This window comes from Dactylosporangium sp. NPDC051087 (genome assembly GCF_055586325.1).
Genome location: NZ_JBVJIJ010000010.1, coordinates 278545 through 299573 on the forward strand (window position 1 = coordinate 278545; position 21029 = coordinate 299573).

A 21029-nucleotide genomic window follows, 5' to 3' on the forward strand; every position below is an offset into this window, starting at 1 on the left:
TTCTTTTCTTTTCACGGGGGGGGGGGGGTGTAAGAGGGGGGGAGAGGAAAAAGAAAAACCCCCCCCCCCCCCCCCCCCCCCGGGACGGCCGGCCTTCGAGGGTGGCAAGGCGGGTGAGAGCCGGTCCGTCCACGTGGGAACGGGAGGACCATAGCGAGCCGTCGACGTCTCGTTCCAGCTCAAACGACCCAGTTAAGACACTCATAACCGAGACTTGTGGCGGCCCTACGCTGCCGATTCGACACATGGCCGTCGGCGCTGGTTCGGCACCGAATGGCAGCCGTCCTGCCAGATCCGCGCAGCTCCGGCGGCATGCGGTTCACGCCCGCCCGGCGCATGTACCGGCCGCTCAGAGCCGCTGTCCGATCACGCTGCGTACGCATGGCCACGAGGGATTTGTACCGGACCGCCGTGGGTCGTTCAGGCTCGAAACGATCGGACCGCCGTGGGTCGTTCGGGTCCGGGCGGCCGGCCGCGGCGTGGGTGTCCGGTCAGGGGGCGGGTTTGCCGCGGCGGCGGCGTTCGTTCGGCTCCCGGGAGAGCCTGCCGACCAGGCCGAACCGGCTCTGCGGCGGCTGCTCCTTCGGCGCGGGGTCGGCGTCGGCCATGACGATGACGACGCTGGCCCCGCCGAGGGTCCCGGACGTGCCGATGTTGACGGTGCCGTTGCCCTCCACCGCGACCCGCCGCACGATGTCCAGGCCCAGCCCCGTCGAGCCCTGCCCGCTCTCGCCGCGCTGCAGCGCGAGCTCCGGGTCGGGGATGCCGGGCCCGCCGTCCTCCACCCGCAGCACGACGTAGCCGTCGTCCCGGCGGGTGACCGCCACCTCGAAGGGCACGCCCTGCGGCGTGTACCGGATGACGTTGCCGATCAGGGCGTCCAGCGCGGCGGCCAGCTCGCTCTTCGCGACGTGCACCGGTGCGGGCCGGTCGGTGCCGACCGCCTTGCAGTCGCGCTCCTGGTCGCCGGCGACCGCCGACCAGAACATCATCCGGTCCCTGACGACCTCGGCGACGTCGCAGCCCTGCTCGCTGGTCGTCGCGGCGGCGCCGTCGCTGCGCTCGCCGCGGTCCGGGGTGGGGGAGTGCGCGTCGATCGGCTCGCGCATCGCGCGGATCAGCTTGTCGATCTCGACCTCGAGCGCGGCGATCGCGTCGCGGATCCGCTCGGCGTCCTGGCCGTCGTCCAGCGTCTCGGCGTCCAGCCGGAGCGCGGTCAGCGGCGTCCGGAGCCGGTGCGAGAGGTCCGCGACCAGCTCCCGTTCGTTGGTGAGCAGGGCCATGATGCGGTCGGCCATCACGTTGAGCGCGAAGCTCGCCTCCGCCAGCTCCCGCGGTCCCGACGGGTCCAGCCGCACGTCGAGGTACCCCTCGCTGAGCGCCCCCGCGGCGCCCGCGAGCTGACGGGCGGACGCGGTGACCTTCGCCGCGAGGCGGTCGCCGACCCAGACCGAGGCGATGACGAGCCCCAGGGCGACGGCGCTGAGCGCCCACCAGGCGCCGCTGACCCCGTTGGACAGCTCATCCTCGGGGATGAAGACCTCCACAACCGCCGTGCGGCCCGAGCCGACGTCCACCGGCTCCAGGTAGGACAGTCCGCCGGCGACGGTCGCCGTGACCGGCGCGGCCTGGTCGGCGGCGTGGGCGAGGTCCTTCGGGGCGGCGTGCCCGGTGCCGATCTCCAGGCCCTCCTCGCCGAGGTTGTGCACCGACACCCGGCTGACCGCCGGGCCGCCGGTGCTGGCGATGGCCCGCTCGATCGCCAGAGGGTCGGTGGTCACGGTGAGGACCGCCACGACCACGGCGGTCTGGCGTTCGGCGTCGGCGAAGGCACGCTCGCGGGCGAGCTGCTGCACGACCAGCCCCAGGGGGATCAGGAAGGCCAGGGCCACCATCGTGGTGACCGCGGCGCAGACGTAGGCGAGGGTCCGCCTCAGTCCGGGGCCGCGAACCTGAAGCCCACGCCCCGCACGGTGTGCAGGTATCTGGGCGCCGACGCGCTCTCGCCAAGTTTCCGGCGTAGCCAGTACAGATGCACGTCGATCGTCTGGTCCTCGCCCACTGAGGGTTGCCGCCATACCTCCTCCAACAGCTCGCGGCGTGAAACCACCCGTCCGGGACGGGCGGCGAGGTACGCCAGCAGGTCGAACTCTTTGCGGGTCAGCGTCAGCGGCTCGCCGTGCAGGTGCGCCTGGCGTTGTCCGATGTCGACACGCAAGCCTCCCACCTCGATGGCGGTCGGTTCCTCCCGGCTCGCCCGTCCGGTGCGGCGCAGCACGGAGGTCATCCGGGCGTCGAGGTGGGCGGAGGTGAACGGCTTGATCATGTAGTCGTCGGCACCTGCCTTGAGCAGCCGGACGATCTCGGCCTCGTCGTCCCGCGCGGTGGCGATGATGATCGGCGTGTCGGCGATGCCGCGCAGCATCCGCAGGGCGTCGGCGCCGTCGAGGTCGGGCAGGCCGAGGTCGAGCACGACCAGGTCCGGCGTCTCCGCGGCGAACCGCCGTAAGGCCTCCAGTGCGGTGCCGACCGCGTGCACCGTGTGGCCCCGGTCGGTCAGGGAGCGCAGCAGGGCGCCCCGCACGACATGGTCGTCCTCAACCAGCAGCACCGTGGCCATGCGAAGAACATACGTCCTGGCGCAAGTGGCGGTTCTCGCGGTCGATGGACGTTTCCGACATGTCCGCGTTTATCAGCGGCGGCCATCCTCCGTTCGCCGGGACTTCCGTTCGTACGGGTACCGGCCGGTAGCCGTGTGCCGTACAGCCGCCCCGCCGCCCGCGGGTCACGGCTGGTCGTCCAGCAGCCGCCCGATCACCTGCAACGCCTGCTCGACATCCGGTTCGCCGTCGGCGATCGCGTCCGCGTACAGGAAGCTCTCGCCGATGCGGACCAGGACGAACGCCAGGGTCCGCGCGTCCATCCTGGGGATGAAGGCGCCGGCCGCGATCTCCTCCTGCAGGAGGCCTTCCAGGTGCGCGCGGACCCCGGGCTGGACGACGCCGTGCTTCGACGTGAGGATGCGCAGCGCCGCCTCCGGCTCCGCGGCGAGGAAGTGCCGCAGGCTCGGCTGCTCGATGACGCCCGCAAGGAAGTTGCCGATCACGGCGACGATCCGGTCGGCGCCGCGGCGGCCCTCGGCGTCCTTCACCGCGCGCTGCAGGCTGCGCCGGGTCAGCTGCCACAGCACCTCGCCGAGCAGCTGGTCGCGGCTGCCGACGCGGCGGTACAGGGTGGCGCGGCCCATGCCCAGCTCGACCGCGAGCGAGCGCATGTCGACCCGGCGCCCCTCCAGGAACCGCCGCATGGCCGCGTCGAAGATCTCGTCGGGCGGCATGCTGGCAGGCTACACGCCTTGAGACAGATCCTGAACTGTCTCAGCGGTCAGGTCGGCCGGGTCGGTGTTCGCCCCGCACAGCACGACCGCCACGCGCTCCTTCCCGGTGCGCCACCCGTCGAGCTCCAGCTGCTCCAGCCCGGCGAACGCGGCGGCGGCGCCGAGCTCCACCACGATCCGGTGCTCGGCCCACAGCCGCCTGCGGGCCCGGACGATTGCGTCGTCGCCCACGAGCAGGCTCCGCACCTGGTGGCGTACCGCCACGGCGAAGCCGATCGTGCCGGCCCGCCGCGCGCCGAGCGAGTCCGCGGCGACGCTGTCCACGGCTACGTCCACGGGATGACCCGCGGCGAGCGCCGCGTGCAACGTCGGTGCACCGGCCGGCTCGACGGCGACGACCCGCATCCGGTCGCCGACCGCGGCTGCGACCCCGCCGACGAGCCCGCCACCGCCGGTGGCGACGAGGACGGTGTCCACGTCGGGCAGCTCGAGGGCGAGGTGCCCTGTCCCGCGACGATCTCCGGCTGGTCGTACGGGTGCACGAACAAGGCCCCGGTCTCCGCCACCCGGATCGTCGAGGCCGCGTAGGCCTCCGCGTACTCCCGGCCGTGCTGGTGCACGACGGCGCCGAGCTGCCGCAGCTTCTGGACCTTCACCGCCGGCGCGACCAGCGGCACGAACACCTCGGCGGGGATGCCGAGCCGCGCCGCCGCGAACGCCACGGCGAGCCCCGCGTTGCCGCCGGACGCGGCCACGACCCCCGCGGCCGGCAGCTCGCCCTGTTCCTGGGCGGCGAGGAGCCGGTTGAACGCGCCGCGGGTCTTGAACGAGCCGCTGTGCTGCAGCAGCTCCAGCTTGAACCAGAGCCCCGGCGCCACCTCGACGGACGGGGTGCGCCGCACGTGCCCGCCGATCCGCCGGGCGGCGGCCTCGACCGCGTCCCTGTCGACCATGCGTTTCACCCTACGTCCCGCCTCCCACGCCGGGCCGCCGCCCGGTTCGGGTGGGTGCGCCGCGGCATCCGCCGCCCGGTTCGCATGGTGCGACGTCACGCCCGCCGCCGCCCGGGGCACCGTTCCGCCGACCGCCCGCCACGGTCACGGTCACCGTCCGCGGTACGGCATCCCGCCCGGTGGGTCGCCGGTTCACCGGGCGGCGGGGCGGCCGCCGCGACCCTCGCCGCCGGCGAACCTGGCGGCGCCGCCGGCCGCGCCCGCGCGAAGGGACGCCACCCCGAGCCGGTGCTCGATCGTCAGGGCCTCGTCGAGCGGGCGGCCGAGGGACTCGTACACCGAGCGGCGGTCGTTGCGCAGGCACTCCTGCGGCAGCGCGGCCAGGGTGGCGGCGAGGTCCTCCGCCGCGCGCCTGGCCTCGCCGGGCGGGACGACCCGGTCGGCGAGGCCGATGCGGTGCGCCTCCGCCGCGTCGACGGGACGGCCGGTCAGGATGAGGTCGAGGGCGCGGCCGACGCCGATGAGCTGCGGCAGCCGGACCGTTCCGCCGTCGATCAGGGGTACGCCCCAACGCCGGCAGTACACGCCGAACGTCGCGGTCTCCTCGACGACCCGCAGGTCGCACCAGATCGCCAGCTCCAGGCCGCCCGCGACGGCGTGCCCGGCGACCGCGGCGATCACCGGCTTGCCCAGGCGCATGCGGGTCGGGCCGAGGGGGCCGTCGCCGTCCGCCTCGACGCGGTTCCCGTCGCCGGCCGCGACCGCCTTCAGGTCCGCGCCGGAGCAGAACGTGCCGCCCGCGCCCCACAGCACGGCGACGGCGGCGCTGTCATCGGCGTCGAACTCCCGGAACGCCGCCGCGAGCCGTTCCGCGGTGTCCCGGTCGACGGCGTTGCGGGTCCCGGGCCGGTCCAGCACGACCGTCCACACCGGCCCGGACCGTTCGATGCGCACACTCATAGCGGCCAGTGTCATCCTCAAGCACGACGGCCGCGCCCGGACCCTGGACTCGGGTCGGACGCGGCCGTGCACATGCCGTGCAGGACTGCGGAGGCGCGGTGCCGCTCAGCGGCGACGGCCCCGGCGGTAGCTGCCATACCGGGTGTGCCAGGTGCCCGCACCGGCGAGGTGCAGCGCCACGCACAGGAACCCGGCCAGGCTCAGGGTCCCCACGTCGAGCACCGGGCCGGCGTCGGCACCGAACAGGTCCATCAACAGCGCGACAGCGAACAGGATCGCGGCGACAACAGCGAACACAAGGGCCTCCTTCGTAGTGATCGGGGAGTACCCAACGGCCGCGAAACCTAATCGACGCCGTCGATGCCGAGGAGGTCGGCCAGCGCGGCCCGGCCGTCCGGCGTGACCCGCACCGCCCGCCCGGAGCCGATCCGGGCGACCCAGCCGCGGTCCAGGAACCGCTCGCACAGCCGCGCGCCGGCGACCCCCGCGAGGTGCGGGCGCCGCTCGGTCCAGTCGAGGCAGCCGCGGGCCACCGGGCGTTTCCCACCGTCCAGCCGCAGCCCCTGCGCGGCCATCCACGCGAGGCCCGCCCCGGTCAGCGCGAACCCGCCCGCCTGGTCCAGCAGTCCCCGGGCCGTCAACGCGTCCGTCACCGCGACCCCGAGCCGGCCGGCGAGATGGTCGTAGCAGGTCCGTCCCCGCGCCAGCGCCGCGTACGCCGTCGCCGCCCGCAGCCCCGACGGTTTCGCCGGCTCCGGCGCCAGCCGCGTGGACATGTCCTCCAGCAGCGCGGCGACGGAGGCGTCGGCGAGCCGGACGTACCGGTGCCGCCCCTGCCGCTCCTCCGCCAGGAGCCCACCGGCCGTCAGCCGGTGCAGGTGCTCCGTCGCCGTGGACCGTGCGACACCGGCGTGCCGGGCCAGCTCGCCGGCGGTCCACGCCCGGCCGTCGAGCAGCGCCAGGCACATCGCCGCCCGGGTCTCGTCGGCGAGCAGCGCGGCGAGCTTCGCGAGCGAGGACGGTGCGGTCACGGTCCCATTGTCCGCGCCCGCCGGTTCGGCGCGCACCGAACGGTCCCGGCCGTACGGTCGCCCCATGCAGACGATCGACGACCCCGCGGACGCCCTCGCCGTGCTCCACGACCCGGGTTTCGTGGTCCCACCGGTGCCCGCCGTCCCGGGTGTCGGCGACCCTTGTCCCGATCAGCCGCCGGTACCGGCCGCCCCGCACGGCGTCGCCTGGCTGCGGTCGTGCGTGGGCAGGTTCAGCCACGGCGACGCGTACACCCGCCGCCGGGCCATCAGCGAGTCGCTGCTGTCCACGGTGGACCCCGCGGCGCTGCGCGAGGCGGCCGTGTCAGCCCCGCACGCCCACCCGGTGCAACTCCTCGCCACCGCCCTGGGCCTGGACTCATCCTCAGGGACGACCCTGGCCGCGGTCCGCACGGTGGCCGCCGCCTACCACCCCGGTACCGGCGACGAGACCGCCGCGGACGAAGCGGTGCGGACCCTGCTCGACCTGTGCGGCGGCACGGCCGACGAGACCACCGCCGCGCGGATCGGCCTGCTGGTCCAGGCGTGCGACGCGACCGCCGCGCTGATCGCCGGCGCCCGCACCGCCGGCCTGACCGCCGCGCTCCGCGACACCCCGCCGGTCCCGGCCACGAAGCGGATGGCGACCCGGCCGGCGGACCTCACCACCACCCGTGTGGAAGCGGGGGAGATCGTGCGGGTCGGTCTTCGCGGCATCCCGTTCGGTGCGGGACCCCGCAGCTGTCCCGGCCGCGCCCACGCACTCGCGCTCGCCGAGGGCGCCCTCGCCGCGCCGCCGTCGCCCGATGACGCCCCGCCGCTCGCCGCCGTCGTGGCCGGCCGGTCGGTGAACGCCGCCGTGTCCGATCGGTCTGTGGCCGGTGCTGCTGTGGGCGGCCGGTCGGTGGACGGCGCCGCCGCGGCCCGGCCGCCTGAGGACGGCGCGGGAATCGGTCACGGGTCCGCCGCTGTGGGCCGATCCGTGGGCGGTGCCGCCATTGACGGTGACGGGGGTGCGCGGTGACCGGCTTCCGTTCGCTGCACCGGGCGGGCGCGCCGCTCGTCCTTCCGAACGCCTGGGACGTCGCGTCGGCCCGGATGCTGGTCGGGGCGGGGTTCGCGGCGGTGGGGACCACCAGCCTCGGTGTCGCCGCGGCCAGCGGGCTGCCCGACGGGGCGGGCGCCACCGACGCCGAGGTGCTGCGGCTCACCCGCGGGATCACCGGGCTGCCCTGCCACGTGAGCGTCGACATCGAGCGCGGGTCGGTCGGCATGGCGGTCGCGGTCGCCGCCGCGGGGGCCGTGGGGATCAACGTCGAGGACGCGATGGGGCCGGTGGAGCCGCAGGTACGGCTGATCAGGGCGTTGAAACGGGAGGTGCCCGACCTGTTCGTCAACGCCCGCACCGATACCCACTGGCAGCGGGCCGGTGACCTGGCCGAGGCGGTGCGGCGGGTGCGGGCGTACGCGGACGCCGGTGCCGACGGCGTCTTCGTCCCGGGACTGCGCGAACCCGCGGACATCGCCGAGGTCGTCCGTGCGGTGGACGTGCCCGTCAATGTCCTGCACGACCCTTGCGGACCCAGCCTCGCCGAGTTGACGGCGCTGGGCGTGCGGCGGGTGAGCACCGGGTCGCTGCTGTTCCGCGTCGCCCTCGCCGCGACCGTGGAAGCGGCCCGCGCCGTCCGCGACGGCACCGAGGTCCGCACCGCCGGCCTTCCGGCCTACGCGGAGCTCGCCACCCCGGCCTGATCGCCGCCGGGCTGAGCGGCGCCGGGCCGAGCAATCCCGGGGCTGAGCGGCGCCGGGCCGAGCAATCCCGTGGCTGAGCGGCGCCCGGGCGACGCCGGCCCGAGCGACCCGGGCCGCGGGACGTCAGGCGGTCAGCGGGGCCGAGGACTCGCGGCGGACGAGGGTGGCCGCCGCCGGCTCGACGCGCGGGGTCCGGGCCCGGTCCTCCAGCGCGAGCGTCATCGCCCGCGCGCCCATCTCCATCAGCGGCAGCCGCACCGTCGTCAGCGACGGCGTCACGTCCCGCGCGATCGGCATGTCGTCGAACCCGACCACGCTCATCTGCGACGGCACCGCGATGCCCCGCTCCCGCAGGACGCTGAGCGTGCCGACGGCCATCGAGTCGTTCAGGGCGACGATCGCGGTCAGGTCGGGGGAGTCGTCCAGGAGCCGCCGGGTGGCGGCGGCGCCGCTGTCGCGGTCGAAGTCGGCGAAGACGATCCGGCGCGGCGGCAGGGTGCGGCCGTACTGCTTGGCGGCCCGGCGCAGCCCGGCGAGCCGGTCGGTGGTCGTCGTCAGCACCTTCGGCCCGGCGACGACCCCGACCTTGCGGTGGCCGCCGCCGAAGACCTCGACGCCGGCCAGGTGGCCGCCGTCGGCGTTGGCGGGCATGACCGCGTCGCCGGGCAGCTCGTGCCGGCCGATGACGCTGACCCGGCCGCCGGTGCGGGTGTACGCGCCGAGCTTGCCCGTCAGCGCCTTCGTGAACGCGGGGTCGTGGTAGCCGGAGCCGGCCAGGATGATCGCCGCGACCTGCTGGGCCCGCAGCAGCTCCACGTATTCCAGCTCGCGGGACGGGTCGCGGTAGCTGTTGCAGATGATGACGAGCCGGCCGTTCGCCGTGGCGACCTGTTGCAGGCCGCGGGTGATCTCGGCGAAGTACGGGTCGGAGACGTCGTGCACGATGACGCCGACGGCGGTGCGCTGGGCCCTGGCGAGGAACTGGGCGTGCGCGTTCGGCACGTACTGCAGCTCGTCGACGGCGCGCAGCACCCGCTCGCGCAGCTCGTCGGTCACGAGTTTGGTGCTGCCGCTGATGATCCGCGAGGCGGTCGCGGGGGACACCCCGGCACGGCGGGCCACGTCGGCGAGCGTCGCCATCGTCCGCCTCCTTCCATTGACTCGCTCGCAGCATACGGGTTAGCGTCGACATCACCAGAGGAAAGCGTTTTCCTGGAGGATCGAAAGATGGAGCAGCTGCCCGGTGCGGTCGGAATCTCCCGGCTGTCCGTCTACGACTCGCTCGCCCCCGACGGGCTCCTCGGCGGCACGCCGCACATGCACCTCACCTGTTCGGAGGGGTACGTGGTGACCGCCGGCGAAGGCCTCGTGCAGACACTGTCGGGGCAGGGCTACCAGGAGACGCCGCTGCGCCCCGGCACCGTCGCATGGTTCCCGCCCGGCACCATCCACCGCCTCGTCAACCAGGGCGGCCTGCAGATCGTCGTGGTGATGCAGAACAGCGGCCTGCCCGAGGCGGGCGACGCGGTGCTGACCTTCCCGCCGGACGTCCTGCAGGACCCCGCCGCGTACGCGGACGCCGCGACCCTGCCCGAGGGCGGTGTCCCCGGCACGGACCTGGGCGCCGCGTTCCGCCGCCGCGACCTCGCCGTCACCGGCTTCCTGCGGCTGCGCGACGGAGGGCCGGGCGAGCTCGAGGCGTTCCACGAGGCCGCCGCGCGGCTGATCGCCCCGAAACTGCCCGCCTGGCGCGAGCGGTGGGAGCGCGGCGCGCTGCACGCCGCGCTGGAGACGGGAAGGCAGCTCGACGCGCTCGCCGCCGGCGACGCGAGCCACCTCGGCCGGGGCGGCATCAGCGCGCTGCCCGCGCCGAGCGAACACGGCCGGCACGGCATGTGCGGCCTGCTCGACACGTACCACGTCACCGCCGCCTGAGGAGTCTGAGGAGTCCCGTGTCCCGCATCCCGATCGGTATCGTGCTCAACGGCGTCACCGGCCGTATGGGGTACCGCCAGCATCTGGTCCGCTCGCTGCTCGCCATCCGCGAGCAGGGCGGCCTGCCCTCCCGCGACGGCTCGCTGATCTGGCCGGAGCCCGTCCTCGTCGGCCGTAACGCGGACAAGCTGGAGCAGCTGGCCGCCGCGCACGGCCTGACCGAGTGGACGACCGACCTCGGCGCCGCGCTCGCCCGTCCCGACGTCCAGATCTACTTCGACGCGCAGGTGACCCAGCAGCGGGAGAAGGCGATCCGCGCCGCCATCGACGCGGGGCTGCACATCTACACCGAGAAGCCCCTGGCGGAGGACACCGACGCCGCCGTCGCGCTGTGCCGCGCCGCGCGGGCCGCCGGCGTCAAGCACGGCGTCGTGCAGGACAAGCTGTTCCTGCCCGGGCTGCGCAAGCTCAAGCGCCTCGTCGACGGCGGCTTCTTCGGCAAGATCCTGTCGGTGCGCGGCGAGTTCGGCTACTGGGTGTTCGAGGGTGACTGGCAGGCCGCGCAGCGCCCGTCGTGGAACTACCGCGCCGCCGACGGCGGTGGCATCGTCGTGGACATGTTCCCGCACTGGCAGTACGTGCTGGAGCAGATCTTCGCGCCGATCCGCACGGTGCAGGCGACCATCGCAACCCACATCCCGACCCGGGTCGACGAGGCCGGCCAGGAGTATGACGCGACCGCCGACGACGCGGCCTACGGCACGTTCGAGCTCGAAGGCGGCATCGTCGCGCAGATCAACTCGTCGTGGACGGTGCGGGTCCGCCGCGACGAGCTCGTCGAGTTCCAGGTCGACGGCACCCACGGCAGCGCCGTCGCGGGCCTGCGCGAGTGCCACGTCCAGCACCGCGGCACCACCCCGAAGCCGGTGTGGAACCCCGACCTGCCGGTCACGGAGCCGTTCCGCGCGCAGTGGCAGGCGGTGCCCGACAACGAGCCGTTCGACAACGGGTTCAAGGCGCAGTGGGAGCTGTTCCTGCGGCACGTCGTGGACGGCACGGACTTCCCGTGGGACTTCGCCGCCGGTGCCCGCGGTGTCCAGCTCGCCGAGCTCGGCCTGCGCTCCGCCCGCGAGGGCCGCCGCCTCGACATCCCGGCCCTCGACCTGTGACCGGCGTCCTCCCCGAGAAGGACGGCGCCCCACCTGAGGCGGGCATCCTTCCCGGGAACGACGGCGTCCGGCCTGCGGCCGTCCTCCTCCCCGAGAAGGACGGGGCCGAGGCCGGCGAGGCGCTGAGGAGGTTCTCGCTCAACCAGGCCACCACGAAACGCTGGCCCGTCGACGAGACGATCGCCGGCTGCGTCGAGCGGGGCGTCACGCAGATCGGCCTGTGGCGCGACCAGGTGGACACGTTCGGCCTCGAACGGACCGCCGCCCTCGTCCGCGCCGCCGGCATGACCGTCACGACCCTGTGCCGCGGCGGGTTCTTCACCGCGCCGGACTGGTTCGACGACAACCGCCGCGCCATCGACGAGGCGGCGACGCTCGGCGCCCCCGTGCTCGTCCTGGTCAGCGGCGGCCTCCCCGAGGGCAGCCGCGACCTCGACGCGGCGCGCAGGACCGTGGGCGACGCGATCGGCGACCTCGTCCCGTTCGCGGAGGCCGCCGGTGTACGACTGGCGATCGAACCCCTGCATCCCATGTTCGCCTCGGACCGGTGCGTGGTCTCGACCCTGTCGAACGCGCTGGACCTCGCGGCCCCGTACCCGGCGTCGGCGGTCGGGGTGGCCGTCGACACGTACCACCTGTGGTGGGACGACCAGATCTGGAAGCAGCTTGCACGGGCCGGGGCCGAGGGGAGGATCGCCTGCTTCCAGGTGGCCGACTGGATCACCCCGCTGCCGGAGGGTGTACTGCTGGGGCGCGGCCTGCCCGGCACCGGCTGCGTCGAGCTGCGGCGCTTCCGCGAGGCCGTCGACGCCACGGGGTACACCGGCCCGATCGAGGTCGAGGTCTTCCACGACGCCGTGTGGTCCCGCCCCGGCGCCGACGTCCTCGCCGAGTCGATCGAGGGCTACCTCAAGCACGTCCTCTGAGCCGGAGGAACGCTGAGCCGGCGAAGCACTGAACCACGGAAACGCTGAACCACGGAAACGCTGAACCGCGAAATGGCGGCATCCCGGGAAGGGGTGCCGCCATCGGTGCGTCAGGCGGCCGGGACGCCGTCGACAGGCCCGGTGGGCGGATCCGTCGTGGGCGGCGCCGTCGTCGTCGGCGGCGTCGTGGGCGGTGTGGTCGGCGGTGTGGTCGGCGGGTCGGTGGTCGGCGGCACGGTCGTCGTGGGGACGGCGGTCGACGTGGCCGACGCGACCCCGGACACGGTCGGGATCACCTGCGGGCCGTTGGTCGGGTTGCCGCCGGTGCCCGTCGAGCCGGGGTTGGGCCGCTGCTGCCCGGTCGCGTGCGGGTCGGGCGCCGGGGTCAGGTTGTTGCCGACCTCGTCGCCGTTGGTGCTGCCGCGGTGGGTGCCCGGGTCGGACCGGCCGCCCATCATGTCCGACGTGGTCTCGGCCGCGGCGAAGACCAGCGCGAGGGCCATCGGCACCGCGATCGCCATCGACGTCACCCGCCGGCGGGACATCTGGGTCGAGCCGCGCAGCCAGCGGCGCTGCGTCGGCAGCGGGGCCGAGTCGAGGTCGTCGACGGCGAGGCCGAGCAGCAGCTGCTTCGCGTCGGGCCGGTCGAGCGGGTCCCGGCTGAGCGCGGCGGCGACGAGCTCCCGGACGGGGTCCGGGATGCCGCTGAGGTCCGGCTCGCCCTCGAGGATCTTCCAGGCGCGGGCCGCGGCCTCCTCGCCCCCATACGGATGGCGTCCCGTCGCGGCGAACGCGACCAGGCAGCCCCAGCCGAAGATGTCCATCGCGGCCGTCGGCTCCTCGGCGCGCAGCTGCTCGGGCGAGGCCCAGCCGAGGCTGCCGACGATGTTGCCGGTGCCGGTGATGTCGCTCGCGGCGTCCATCGCGCGGGCGATGCCGAAGTCGATGATCCGGACACCACCGAGGGTGACCATGAGGTTGCTCGGTTTGAGGTCGCGGTGGACCAGGCCGACGTTGTGGATCGCGGCGAGCGCGGCCGCGACGCCGAGCGCGACGCTGTGCAGCATCGCCGGGTCGAGCGGGCCGTCGTCGGCGACGAGCCGGGACAACGGGATGCCCTCGAGATACTCGGTGACCAGATACGGCCGGTCCTCGTGCATGCCGGAGTCGAGGACCCGCGCCGTGCAGAACCCGGGGACCCGCTGCGCGGCCCGGACCTCTCCGGCGAACCGCACCCGGAAGCGGGGGTCGCGCGCGAGGTGCGCGTGCACGAGCTTCACCGCGACGCGGGAGCCGTCGGGGGACTGCGCCAGGTAGACGGTGCCCATGCCGCCGACGCCGAGCTGACCGATCAGCCGGTAGTCGTCGATGCGGATCGGGTCGTTGTTGTTGAGGTCGCCGATGGCGGAGCGACGCGATGGCGCGGCCGAGCGCAGCGGCAGGTCCGGCGTGCCGGACTCGCCGGCGCCGTCGTGCTTGCCAGCCTCGGTCATCGGGGTCCTTCCAGCATCTCGGCACAGGTCTTCTGCAGTGTGGTCTGTCCACCGCGAGATGAAAAGACCACCCTGGATGCAACCCTCGTGCCCGTTCGGGCAGATTTGCGCCGGGCGGCATCCGCGCATGGTGCCCCGACAGTAGTCGAGATGCGGGCGGACGTCCGCGCCGGAGGTCACACCTGCTGAGCTGGCTGCTGACCTGACTGTCCAACGACCGGCACCCGATGAGATGACGCTACCTCAGCGTGGTCGCTCCAGGTGAGCGATCATTCCACGCAGCGCAGTCGTGACGACGGCGAGCTGTGCCGGTTCGAGATAGGAAAGGGCGAAGACCTCCTCGGTCTGCGATTCCGGCAGCAGCTCACGGATGAGCCGCTGTCCCTTGCGGGTCAGTTGCAGCACCACGAGCCGGCCGTCGTCGGGATGGGTGTTGCGGCGCACCAGCCCCCGGCCGCTCAGCGTGTCGACGACGCCGGTGAGCGTGGCCTTGGAGATGCCCGCCTGCTCGGCGACGTGTCTCGTCTCCATCCTGCGGGCCGCCCACACCGTGCGCAGCACCACGAAACCGGTCCACGTCAGCTGGCGCGGACGCAGCACCACCTGCTCGACGTGCTGCCGGACGGCGTTGGCCGCCCGGTGCAGGTGCAGCACGGTCTCCGTCGCCGTCGAGTCCGCGGCGATGTCCTGCGCAGCGGTCATCCGTCGTGTCGCAGACGCTCATGGTTTGACACGACACCTCGCATGCCCATGTGGGCGGCCCCCCTCCGGTCCCCATAGAGCACACAGAATATCGGGAACATAGCGGTAGCGTTGTCCCCTCATCACCCTCAGCAATTCCACGAACGCGATACGTAGACCATCTTCGTGGTATTTGCCCGCTTTGTGCAAGCAATTTTTCGGCTATCGGATGAATTGAAACTTCTATAGCCACCCGGCTGCGCCGTCCGGCACTCCATCGACGACACTGGAACCATGCGGGTCGCGCTGCTGGCCGCCACGATGCTGCTCGGACTGACCGCCTGCACCGGGCGGTCCGGGCCCGCCCATCCCACCACTCCGGCAGCAACCGGCACAAACCAGACGGGCGGGCCGTGGTCGAGGCTGCCGGACGCGCCCTCGGAGCGCACCGAGGTCGCCGCCGCCGTCACCGGCACCCGGATCGTCGTCGCGGGCGGGTATCAGCGCGACGGTGGCAGCGTCCGCACCGTCGAGATCTACGACACCGTCACCCGGGCGTGGAGCGCCGGTCCGCCGCTGCCGCTCGCCGTCAACCACGCGTCGGCCGCCGCGTCCGGCGGCGTGGTCTACGTGTTCGGTGGCTTCCTCGGCGACGGCACCCCGAGCGCCGCGGCGTTCCGGCTGGCCGAGGGCGGGCAGCGCTGGGAGTCGGTGGCGGACATGCCGGAGGCGCGCGGTGCCGGTGCCAGCGCGACAATCGGCACCTCGATCTTCCTCGCGGGCGGGATCGGCCCCGGAAAGGACGCCCTCGCCGGGTCGTTGCTCGTGTACGACACCCTGACGGACAGGTGGCGCGCCGCGCCCGGACCGCCGACGCGCCGGGAGCACCTCGGCGGCGCCGCCGCGGGCGGGCTGTTCTACACGGTGGGCGGCCGCGTCGGCGGGGAGCTCCTGGCGGCCGTCGAGTCGTTCGACCCCGCCACGGGCACCTGGACGAAACGCCCGGACCTGCCCACCGCGCGGGGCGGTCTCGCCGCGACCGGGACCTGCCACGGCTGGGTGATCGCCGCCGGCGGCGAGGGCAAGGCGACGTTTCCGCAGGTCGAGCTCTACGATCCGGCCGCCGACCGGTGGCGGGCGCTGCCGTCGATGCCCAACCCCCGGCACGGGCTCGCGGTGGTGACGGTCGGCCACACCCTGTACACGCTGCCGGGTGGCCCGAAGCCCGGGCTGTTCGTCGCGGCGACCACCGAGTCCCTCGACCTCGACCCCTGCTAGCCGCCGGTCAGTCCTCGTCGCGGGGGCCGCGGTGGCCGCGGCGCAGGAGGCGGTTGCGCTGCCAGATCAGGAAGGTGAACAGCGCGATCAGCATGATGATCACGCACAGGAACTTGGCCATCGCGACAGCCTACGACCGTCCCGTCCGGCCGGCCTCGTTCCCCCCGCGTACGGCCAGGCCGGCGAACGCCACCGCGTCGTCGACGGCGGCGCCGCCCGGGTCGTTGTTGAAGTACACGTAGGCGTCCCGGAAGCGGTCGGACAGCCGGCGGACCCACGTGCCGAGGGCGGTCCGCCCGTACCGCGGCCACGGCTTCGCGCGTCCCTCGTGCAACCGCAGATACCCCCAGTCACCGGTCGCCCACAGCGGAGTCACGGGACGGCTCCCGCGGTCCGCCCAGCACAGCGCCGCTCCGCGCTCGCGCAGCACCTGCCGCACCTCGTCCACCCACCAGGTCTCGTGCCGGGGCTCGACGGCCACCCGCACCCCCTCCGGGAACGCCGCGAGGGTCGCGTCCAGCGCGTCCACGTCCACCCGCATGGTCGGCGGCAGCTGCAGCAGTACGGGTCCGAGCTTGGCGCCGAGCCCTTCCGCACGGTCCATGAGCCGCGCGACCGGCTCCCGCGGGTCCTTGAGACGGCGCACGTGCGTCAGGTACCGGCTGGCCTTCACCGCCACGACGAAGTCCTCCGGTGTCCGGTCCCGCCACGCCTCGAACGTCGAGCGCTCCGGCAGCCGGTAGAACGCGTTGTTGACCTCCACCGTGCGGAACCGGCCGGCGTAGTGCTCCAGCCAGCAGCGCTGCGGCAGGCCGGTGGGGTACAGCCGGCCCCGCCAGTCGCGGTACTGCCATCCCGACGTGCCGATCAGCATCATGCGGACCGGTTACCCAGAAATGGCCCTTCGGCCGACTCGGACGCCCGCCTTCCGTGAGATCGTCCGGCGTCGTTGTTCTGCAGATCCGTCACGGGGAGCGTCCGCCATGCCAGTCATCACCCTGCCGTCCGCCCAGGTCGCGGCCGGCGCCGGCCACCTGCCGCCGGTCTGCCCCCGGCACGGCGAACCCGCCGTCGAGCAGCGGGCGATCAAGCTCATCTCCAAGCCCCCGGCCTGGGCGGCGATCTTCATTCTGGGCGGCGGCATCCTGTACCTCATCATCGTGCTCGCGGTCCGCAAGACGGTGAAGGCGCCGGCGTGGCCGTGGTGTGCCACCTGCGGCGCGCAGCGCAAGAAGCTCCTCGCGATCGGCCTGCCCCTGCTCGCCGTGGGCCTGCTCCTGCTCTTCGGCGCCATCGCGATGAACTCCGACTCCAGTGCCGTGCTCGCCCTGCTCGGCATCGTCGTCCTGCTCGCCGGCACCATCGTCGCGGCCCGTGGCGGCGTCCTGCCGGTCACCGGCGCACTGGTCTCCGGCGACGGCCAGTACGTCGAGATCAAGAAGGGCAGCGACCGCTTCCTCATGGCCCTCCACCAGGGCCGCGCCCGGGTCTGAGGACTGTCGCCTACGTGTACGTACGTCGGTCGCCAGGCCGACTACGTATGGGCGCCCGATGCGATTAGGTAAGTGTTACCGATGTCGTGCGGACCTTACCGCGCGACGATGGTGACACAACGATCGCAGAGGAGTCCCGCAGTGAACGTCCACCCGATTCTCCTGACCGAGCTCGTCCGCCAGCGCCAGCTGCACATGCTCGACGAGGCCAAGCACTGGTCAAGCCGCGTGAAGCTGCGCCGCAGAGCGAGCCGCTCCGACACGGCCGCGTGACGGCCCGCAACACCCCGCAACACCCGCAGCCCCGGACGCTCCGCGGCCACGGCACCCACCTCCCTCCGGGTGCCACGGCCGCCGAGCCGTCCGGGGCTGCAGTGCGTGCGGACACGCGCGGGCTCGGGGCCGAAGGTGGGTGCCCGTGCCGGTTGCCGGCGCGGGTTGCGGTGCGCGAGCGCTGTGCGGGCCTCGGGCAGCAGCTGCTGGTCGGTGCTGCGGGCGCGACGATGCCGCAGGTGCCGCGCCGTGACTAGGCCTCGCAGGCGGCCTCTAGGTATCGGCGCGACGGTCAAGATACGTAACAGGTACAGATGGAATCGGCTCCTTACACGGCCAGGATGGAGACATCACCGATGAAGGAGCCGGCCATGATGCACCCAGTGTTTCTCTTCGTGCAGGTCCAGCACCGCCAGGAAGACCTCCTCGGGCTGCACCGCAAGCCGCGGCGCGGCGGCGGGGACGACCGGCCGTGGTGGCGCAGGTCGCGTCCGTCACAGCCATCGCACCGGCCGCCCGCCGGTAGGCTGGTGGCGTGCGGGCCAGCCGTAGCGGAGTGAGCCAGGTGATGGTCGGCCGCGACGACGAGCTGCGCAGGTTGCGCCGGCTCCTCGACGGGTCCGAGCCGTCCATCGCCATGCTCGGCGGAGAGCCGGGCATCGGCAAGAGCCGTCTGGTGCAGGAGCTGATCTCGGGGCTGCCCGAGACGGTGCCGGTGCTGGACGGGCAGGCCGATCCCGGCACGCTGAGCCGGCCGTTCGAGGTGCTGCTCGACGCGATCGACAGCTGCCACCGCTCCGCCGGCCTCGACCCGGCGCTGCTCGTCACGGTCACCGACGCGTCCCGTTCCATGATCGACAGGATCCAGGCCGGGCTGGAGATCGTGCGGCTGCTGACCACGCCCGGGCCGTCGGTGGTCGTGTTCGAGGACCTGCACTGGGCCGACTCGGAGAGCGTGGCGCTGTTCGAGCGGATCGCGGACCTGCCGGGCACGCGGCTGCTCGTCGGCACCTATCGTCCGGACGAGGTGACCCGCCGGCATCCCCTGGCCGACCTGCTGACCCGCCTCGAGCGGCGGTACATGGTGACCAACGTGCGGCTGGAGCGGCTCAACCTGGCCGAGACGTCGCAGCTGCTCAAGTCCGTCACCGGGCGGCCGCCGGCCTACCGCACGGCGCTGTCGCTGCACAACCGCACCGGTGGCAACCCGTTCTTCCTCGAAGAGCTGATCAAGGCCAACGGCGACGAGGACCTCGACACGCTGTGCGACCGGCCGCTGCCGTGGAACGTCGCCGAGGCGCTGCGCCGCCAGCTCGACGACCTCGACCCGACGGAGAAACGCATCGTCGAGGCGGCCGCGGTGCTCGGCCGGAAGGTGCCGTTCGACCTGCTCGCGGCCGTGACCAGCCACAGCGAGCCCGAGCTCATCGACGCGCTGCGCGACCTGGTGCGGCGCGGGCTGATGGTGGAGACCGGCGACGACGAGTTCAGCTTCCGGCACGCGCTGACCCGCGAGGCGCTCGTCGACGAGCTCCTCGCCCGGCAGCGCCGCCGCCTGCACGAGCTGGCCCTGGAGACGCTGCTGTCGACCGGCAGCAAGGACTACGCGCTCGTCGCGCACCACGCCCGCGGCGCCGGCCGCTACCTGGACATGGTCGAGGCCGCCCGGCGGGGGCTCACCAAGTATCTGGCGATGGGCTCGCCCTATCAGGCGCTGCAGCTGGCCGAGATGGGCCTCGACGAGCTGCCCGACGACGTGGAGCTGCTGTCGTGCGGCGCCCGCGCGGCCTGGCTCGCCGGGCTCCTCGACGACGCGCAGGAGCTCGGCCGGCGCTGGCTCGCCGCGGCCGGCACCGGCGACGAGCGCGCCGACGCGCTGCGCCTGCTCGTGCGGCTGAGCTGGGAGGTCGGCAGCAGCGGCAGCATGCAGGAGCGAGCCGAGGAGCTGCGCGCCGAGATCGAGCACCTCGGCGACGGGCCGGCGAAGGCGTATGCGTATGCGGCGATCGCCCAGGCGTACATGCTGATGGACAACACCGAGTGCGCCATCGAATGGGCGGACAAGGCGATCGGCCTCGGCGAGCGGCTCGGCCTGCCGGGCGTGTGGCTGGCCGGCAAGGTCGAGAAGGGCTCCGCGCTCGTCAACTTCGCCGCCGGCGTCGACGACGGCATCAAGCTGCTCAACGAGGCGGCCCAGGAGGCCGAGCAGGCGGGGGAGTGGCTGCTCGCCGCCCGGTCGCTCAACAACCTGTACAACCTGCTGCCGGGCGGCCCGGCGGACTGGTCCGCGGCGCTGGAGCGGATGCGCACGTTCGCGGAGCGGGCCGGGTTCGAGTCCCTGGCCGTCGCCGCGTATTTCCAGGGCCGCGCCCGGCTCGCGGTGCAGGAGGGCAACCTCGGCGGCGCGCTCGCCGAGCTCGAGTCGGCCCGGCGCCGCGACCGGGGCCTGCTGCGCACCCGCAACGGCATCGACTACCACGGCGTGTTCTTCGCCGGGCTGCTCCTCGAGGCCGGTGAGCTGGACCGCGCCGACACCGTCATCCGCGGCATGGTGGAGGCGACCGACACGTACACGATGCTGACCCAGACCTCCGTGCCCGGCCTGCAGTTCCACCTCGTCGCCCGGCGCGGGCGGACCGAGCAGGCCCGCGAGCTGCTCCGCGCGGTCCTCGACGCGGTCCGCGTCACCGGGGTCACCGGCCGCGACTTCGCCCACGACCTCATCTCCGCCGGCCTCGTCGGCGGTCTCGGCGTCGACGAGCTGCGCCCCGTCGCCGCCGCGATCGACGACCCCTTCTTCGACGACGCCTGGCGGTGGCTCGCCGACGCGCAGATCGCCGAGGCGTCCGGCGACCACGCGGCCGCGCTCACCGGATACCGGCGCGCCGTCGCCGAGCCGTCCATGCTCCTGCCCGCCACGAAGGGCTCCGGCCACGTCGGCGCCGCCCGGTGCCTGCTCGCCCTCGGCGACCTCGACGGCGCCCGCCAGCACGTCCGCGCCGCCGAGCCGCTGCTGGCCCGCTGGGCGGGGTGGCGGGTGGCGGAGCTGTCGGCGCTGCGCGGGCGGCTCGGCCTCGGCACCCCGGTCGCCGGCGACCAGGCCCTGACCCCGCGTGAGCGGGAGGTGGCGGTGCTGCTCGCCGAGGGCCTGACGAATGCGGAGCTGGCCCGCCGCCTGTACATCTCGCCCCGGACCGCCGCCGTCCACGTCTCCAACATCCTGAGCAAGCTGAACCTCGATTCCCGCACCCAGATCGCCGCCTGGGTCAAGGCCGGCAGCTGACCCCGGCCACCGCGTCGAAGGCCGGCGACCCGTGTCACGGCGCCGCCGCCGGGCCGGGTGCGGACCGGCCGCGGTGCGCCTGCCGTGCCGCCGGCGAGACGGGATGGCCGGTCCGCGGATGGGCCAACCGCGATCCAGGCCACGCCGAGGAAGCTCGCGGGCAGCGGCGGCGGGTGCGTGCGATCGACGGTGGCGGCGGTGCGGGCCGAGGAACGACGCGCGGATGAGACGGCGCGGCGCCGGGCCCGGGATCGGTGGCGGCTGTTGTCTGCCTCGGGTGCGGGTCGCCCGCTCGCGTGCGGCGGCGTGATCGGCTGTGGTGCGGCGGCGGCGCCGGACCCGCGGTCGGCCGCTCGTACGAGGCGGTGGCGCGGTGGCGCGGTGGCGCGGTGGCGCGGTGGCGCGGTGGCGCGGTGGCGCGGTGGCGCGGTGGCGCGGTGGCGCGGTGGCGCGGTGGCGCGGTGG

The 21029-nt window shown here is 73.8% G+C and carries 19 protein-coding genes and 1 pseudogene; 9 read left to right on the forward strand and 11 right to left on the reverse strand.

From position 1 onward, the window contains the following. Nucleotides 1–491 precede the first annotated feature (491 nt). The 7 genes and pseudogenes from ACZ6TV_RS21140 to ACZ6TV_RS21170 all read right to left on the reverse strand — a co-directional run bounded on the left by ACZ6TV_RS21140 (nt 492) and on the right by ACZ6TV_RS21170 (nt 6281). A complete protein-coding gene (locus ACZ6TV_RS21140) occupies nt 492–1895 on the reverse strand; it encodes a HAMP domain-containing sensor histidine kinase (protein ID WP_465298904.1) in 1404 nt (467 codons plus the stop codon). Between the two features lie 38 nt (nt 1896–1933). Next, nucleotides 1934–2620: a response regulator transcription factor gene (locus tag ACZ6TV_RS21145; RefSeq protein ID WP_033363396.1), complete on the reverse strand. Its 687-nt coding sequence runs from the start codon at nt 2618–2620 to the stop codon at nt 1934–1936. A 165-nt stretch (nt 2621–2785) separates the two neighbouring features. Next, nucleotides 2786–3337 (reverse strand): QsdR family transcriptional regulator, encoded by a 552-nt coding sequence (locus tag ACZ6TV_RS21150; RefSeq protein ID WP_465298905.1) that lies wholly within the window; start codon nt 3335–3337, stop codon nt 2786–2788. 9 nt (nt 3338–3346) lie between these two features. Further along, nucleotides 3347–4290 (reverse strand): annotated as a pseudogene (locus tag ACZ6TV_RS21155) (serine/threonine dehydratase). 192 nt (nt 4291–4482) lie between these two features. Next, nucleotides 4483–5250, reverse strand: a complete 768-nt coding sequence (locus ACZ6TV_RS21160; RefSeq protein ID WP_465298906.1) for a crotonase/enoyl-CoA hydratase family protein — start codon at nt 5248–5250, stop codon at nt 4483–4485. Nucleotides 5251–5355: 105 nt separating this feature from the next. Beyond that, nucleotides 5356–5547 (reverse strand): hypothetical protein, encoded by a 192-nt coding sequence (locus ACZ6TV_RS21165; protein ID WP_465298907.1) that lies wholly within the window; start codon nt 5545–5547, stop codon nt 5356–5358. A 47-nt stretch (nt 5548–5594) separates the two neighbouring features. Beyond that, nucleotides 5595–6281 (reverse strand): ArsR/SmtB family transcription factor, encoded by a 687-nt coding sequence (locus ACZ6TV_RS21170; protein WP_465298908.1) that lies wholly within the window; start codon nt 6279–6281, stop codon nt 5595–5597. A gap of 64 nt (nt 6282–6345) precedes the next feature. Between ACZ6TV_RS21170 and ACZ6TV_RS21175 the strand changes: the two genes are divergently transcribed. Both ACZ6TV_RS21175 and ACZ6TV_RS21180 read left to right on the forward strand, forming a co-directional pair. Further along, nucleotides 6346–7305 (forward strand): hypothetical protein, encoded by a 960-nt coding sequence (locus tag ACZ6TV_RS21175; protein ID WP_465298909.1) that lies wholly within the window; start codon nt 6346–6348, stop codon nt 7303–7305. Further along, entirely contained in the window at nt 7302–8033 is a 732-nt protein-coding gene (locus ACZ6TV_RS21180) for an isocitrate lyase/PEP mutase family protein (protein ID WP_465298910.1), read from the forward strand. Before ACZ6TV_RS21175 ends, ACZ6TV_RS21180 begins: the two co-directional genes overlap by 4 nt. Nucleotides 8034–8156: 123 nt before the next feature. On the opposite strand, the gene ACZ6TV_RS21185 is transcribed toward ACZ6TV_RS21180, so the two are convergent. Next, on the reverse strand, nt 8157–9173 hold the full coding sequence (locus ACZ6TV_RS21185; protein WP_465298911.1) for a LacI family DNA-binding transcriptional regulator: 1017 nt from the start codon (nt 9171–9173) through the stop codon (nt 8157–8159). Between the two features lie 87 nt (nt 9174–9260). Here ACZ6TV_RS21185 and ACZ6TV_RS21190 point away from each other — a divergent pair, with 87 nt between their 5' ends. The 3 genes from ACZ6TV_RS21190 (at nt 9261) to ACZ6TV_RS21200 (ending at nt 12063) form a co-directional block, all read left to right on the forward strand. Beyond that, nucleotides 9261–9968: a cupin domain-containing protein gene (locus ACZ6TV_RS21190; RefSeq protein WP_465298912.1), complete on the forward strand. Its 708-nt coding sequence runs from the start codon at nt 9261–9263 to the stop codon at nt 9966–9968. Nucleotides 9969–9985: 17 nt separating this feature from the next. Continuing rightward, the gene (locus ACZ6TV_RS21195; protein ID WP_465298913.1) at nt 9986–11137 is read left to right on the forward strand and encodes a Gfo/Idh/MocA family protein; all 1152 of its coding nucleotides are present in this window, start codon (nt 9986–9988) and stop codon (nt 11135–11137) included. 122 nt (nt 11138–11259) lie between these two features. Further along, nucleotides 11260–12063 carry a sugar phosphate isomerase/epimerase family protein gene (locus ACZ6TV_RS21200; protein ID WP_465298979.1) on the forward strand — a complete coding sequence of 268 codons (804 nt, stop codon included), beginning with the start codon at nt 11260–11262 and terminating at the stop codon, nt 12061–12063. A 110-nt stretch (nt 12064–12173) separates the two neighbouring features. Here the strand turns inward: ACZ6TV_RS21200 and ACZ6TV_RS21205 are convergent, their stop codons facing one another. Together ACZ6TV_RS21205 and ACZ6TV_RS21210 are read right to left on the reverse strand one after the other, a co-directional pair. Beyond that, a complete protein-coding gene (locus ACZ6TV_RS21205; protein WP_465298914.1) occupies nt 12174–13556 on the reverse strand; it encodes a serine/threonine-protein kinase in 1383 nt (460 codons plus the stop codon). A 243-nt stretch (nt 13557–13799) separates the two neighbouring features. Beyond that, the gene (locus ACZ6TV_RS21210) at nt 13800–14258 is read right to left on the reverse strand and encodes a MarR family winged helix-turn-helix transcriptional regulator (RefSeq protein ID WP_465298915.1); all 459 of its coding nucleotides are present in this window, start codon (nt 14256–14258) and stop codon (nt 13800–13802) included. Nucleotides 14259–14531: 273 nt separating this feature from the next. Here ACZ6TV_RS21210 and ACZ6TV_RS21215 point away from each other — a divergent pair, with 273 nt between their 5' ends. Further along, nucleotides 14532–15515, forward strand: coding sequence for a Kelch repeat-containing protein (locus ACZ6TV_RS21215; RefSeq protein WP_465298916.1), 984 nt, complete (start codon nt 14532–14534; stop codon nt 15513–15515). Nucleotides 15516–15645: 130 nt separating this feature from the next. On the opposite strand, the gene ACZ6TV_RS21220 is transcribed toward ACZ6TV_RS21215, so the two are convergent. Further along, a complete protein-coding gene (locus ACZ6TV_RS21220) occupies nt 15646–16392 on the reverse strand; it encodes a DUF72 domain-containing protein (RefSeq protein ID WP_465298917.1) in 747 nt (248 codons plus the stop codon). A 106-nt stretch (nt 16393–16498) separates the two neighbouring features. Here ACZ6TV_RS21220 and ACZ6TV_RS21225 point away from each other — a divergent pair, with 106 nt between their 5' ends. The 3 genes from ACZ6TV_RS21225 to ACZ6TV_RS21235 all read left to right on the forward strand — a co-directional run bounded on the left by ACZ6TV_RS21225 (nt 16499) and on the right by ACZ6TV_RS21235 (nt 20564). Next, complete coding sequence (locus ACZ6TV_RS21225) at nt 16499–17008, forward strand: hypothetical protein (protein ID WP_465298918.1); 510 nt, start codon at nt 16499–16501, stop codon at nt 17006–17008. A 141-nt stretch (nt 17009–17149) separates the two neighbouring features. Further along, the gene (locus ACZ6TV_RS21230) at nt 17150–17281 is read left to right on the forward strand and encodes a hypothetical protein (protein WP_465298919.1); all 132 of its coding nucleotides are present in this window, start codon (nt 17150–17152) and stop codon (nt 17279–17281) included. Nucleotides 17282–17816: 535 nt separating this feature from the next. Further along, nucleotides 17817–20564 carry an ATP-binding protein gene (locus tag ACZ6TV_RS21235; protein WP_465298920.1) on the forward strand — a complete coding sequence of 916 codons (2748 nt, stop codon included), beginning with the start codon at nt 17817–17819 and terminating at the stop codon, nt 20562–20564. The last annotated feature ends 465 nt before the right edge of the window (nt 20565–21029 follow it).

Coding starts and splice junctions, on each gene's coding strand:
- ACZ6TV_RS21145 (WP_033363396.1), bottom strand. CDS start 2,620: ATGGCCACGGTGCTGCTGGTTGAGGACGACCATGTCGTGCGGGGCGCC.
- ACZ6TV_RS21185 (WP_465298911.1), bottom strand. CDS start 9,173: ATGGCGACGCTCGCCGACGTGGCCCGCCGTGCCGGGGTGTCCCCCGCG.
- ACZ6TV_RS21150 (WP_465298905.1), bottom strand. CDS start 3,337: ATGCCGCCCGACGAGATCTTCGACGCGGCCATGCGGCGGTTCCTGGAG.
- ACZ6TV_RS21220 (WP_465298917.1), bottom strand. CDS start 16,392: ATGATGCTGATCGGCACGTCGGGATGGCAGTACCGCGACTGGCGGGGC.
- ACZ6TV_RS21210 (WP_465298915.1), bottom strand. CDS start 14,258: ATGACCGCTGCGCAGGACATCGCCGCGGACTCGACGGCGACGGAGACC.
- ACZ6TV_RS21140 (WP_465298904.1), bottom strand. CDS start 1,895: ATGGTGGCCCTGGCCTTCCTGATCCCCCTGGGGCTGGTCGTGCAGCAG.
- ACZ6TV_RS21175 (WP_465298909.1), top strand. CDS start 6,346: ATGCAGACGATCGACGACCCCGCGGACGCCCTCGCCGTGCTCCACGAC.
- ACZ6TV_RS21225 (WP_465298918.1), top strand. CDS start 16,499: ATGCCAGTCATCACCCTGCCGTCCGCCCAGGTCGCGGCCGGCGCCGGC.
- ACZ6TV_RS21205 (WP_465298914.1), bottom strand. CDS start 13,556: ATGACCGAGGCTGGCAAGCACGACGGCGCCGGCGAGTCCGGCACGCCG.
- ACZ6TV_RS21190 (WP_465298912.1), top strand. CDS start 9,261: ATGGAGCAGCTGCCCGGTGCGGTCGGAATCTCCCGGCTGTCCGTCTAC.
- ACZ6TV_RS21215 (WP_465298916.1), top strand. CDS start 14,532: ATGCGGGTCGCGCTGCTGGCCGCCACGATGCTGCTCGGACTGACCGCC.
- ACZ6TV_RS21160 (WP_465298906.1), bottom strand. CDS start 5,250: ATGAGTGTGCGCATCGAACGGTCCGGGCCGGTGTGGACGGTCGTGCTG.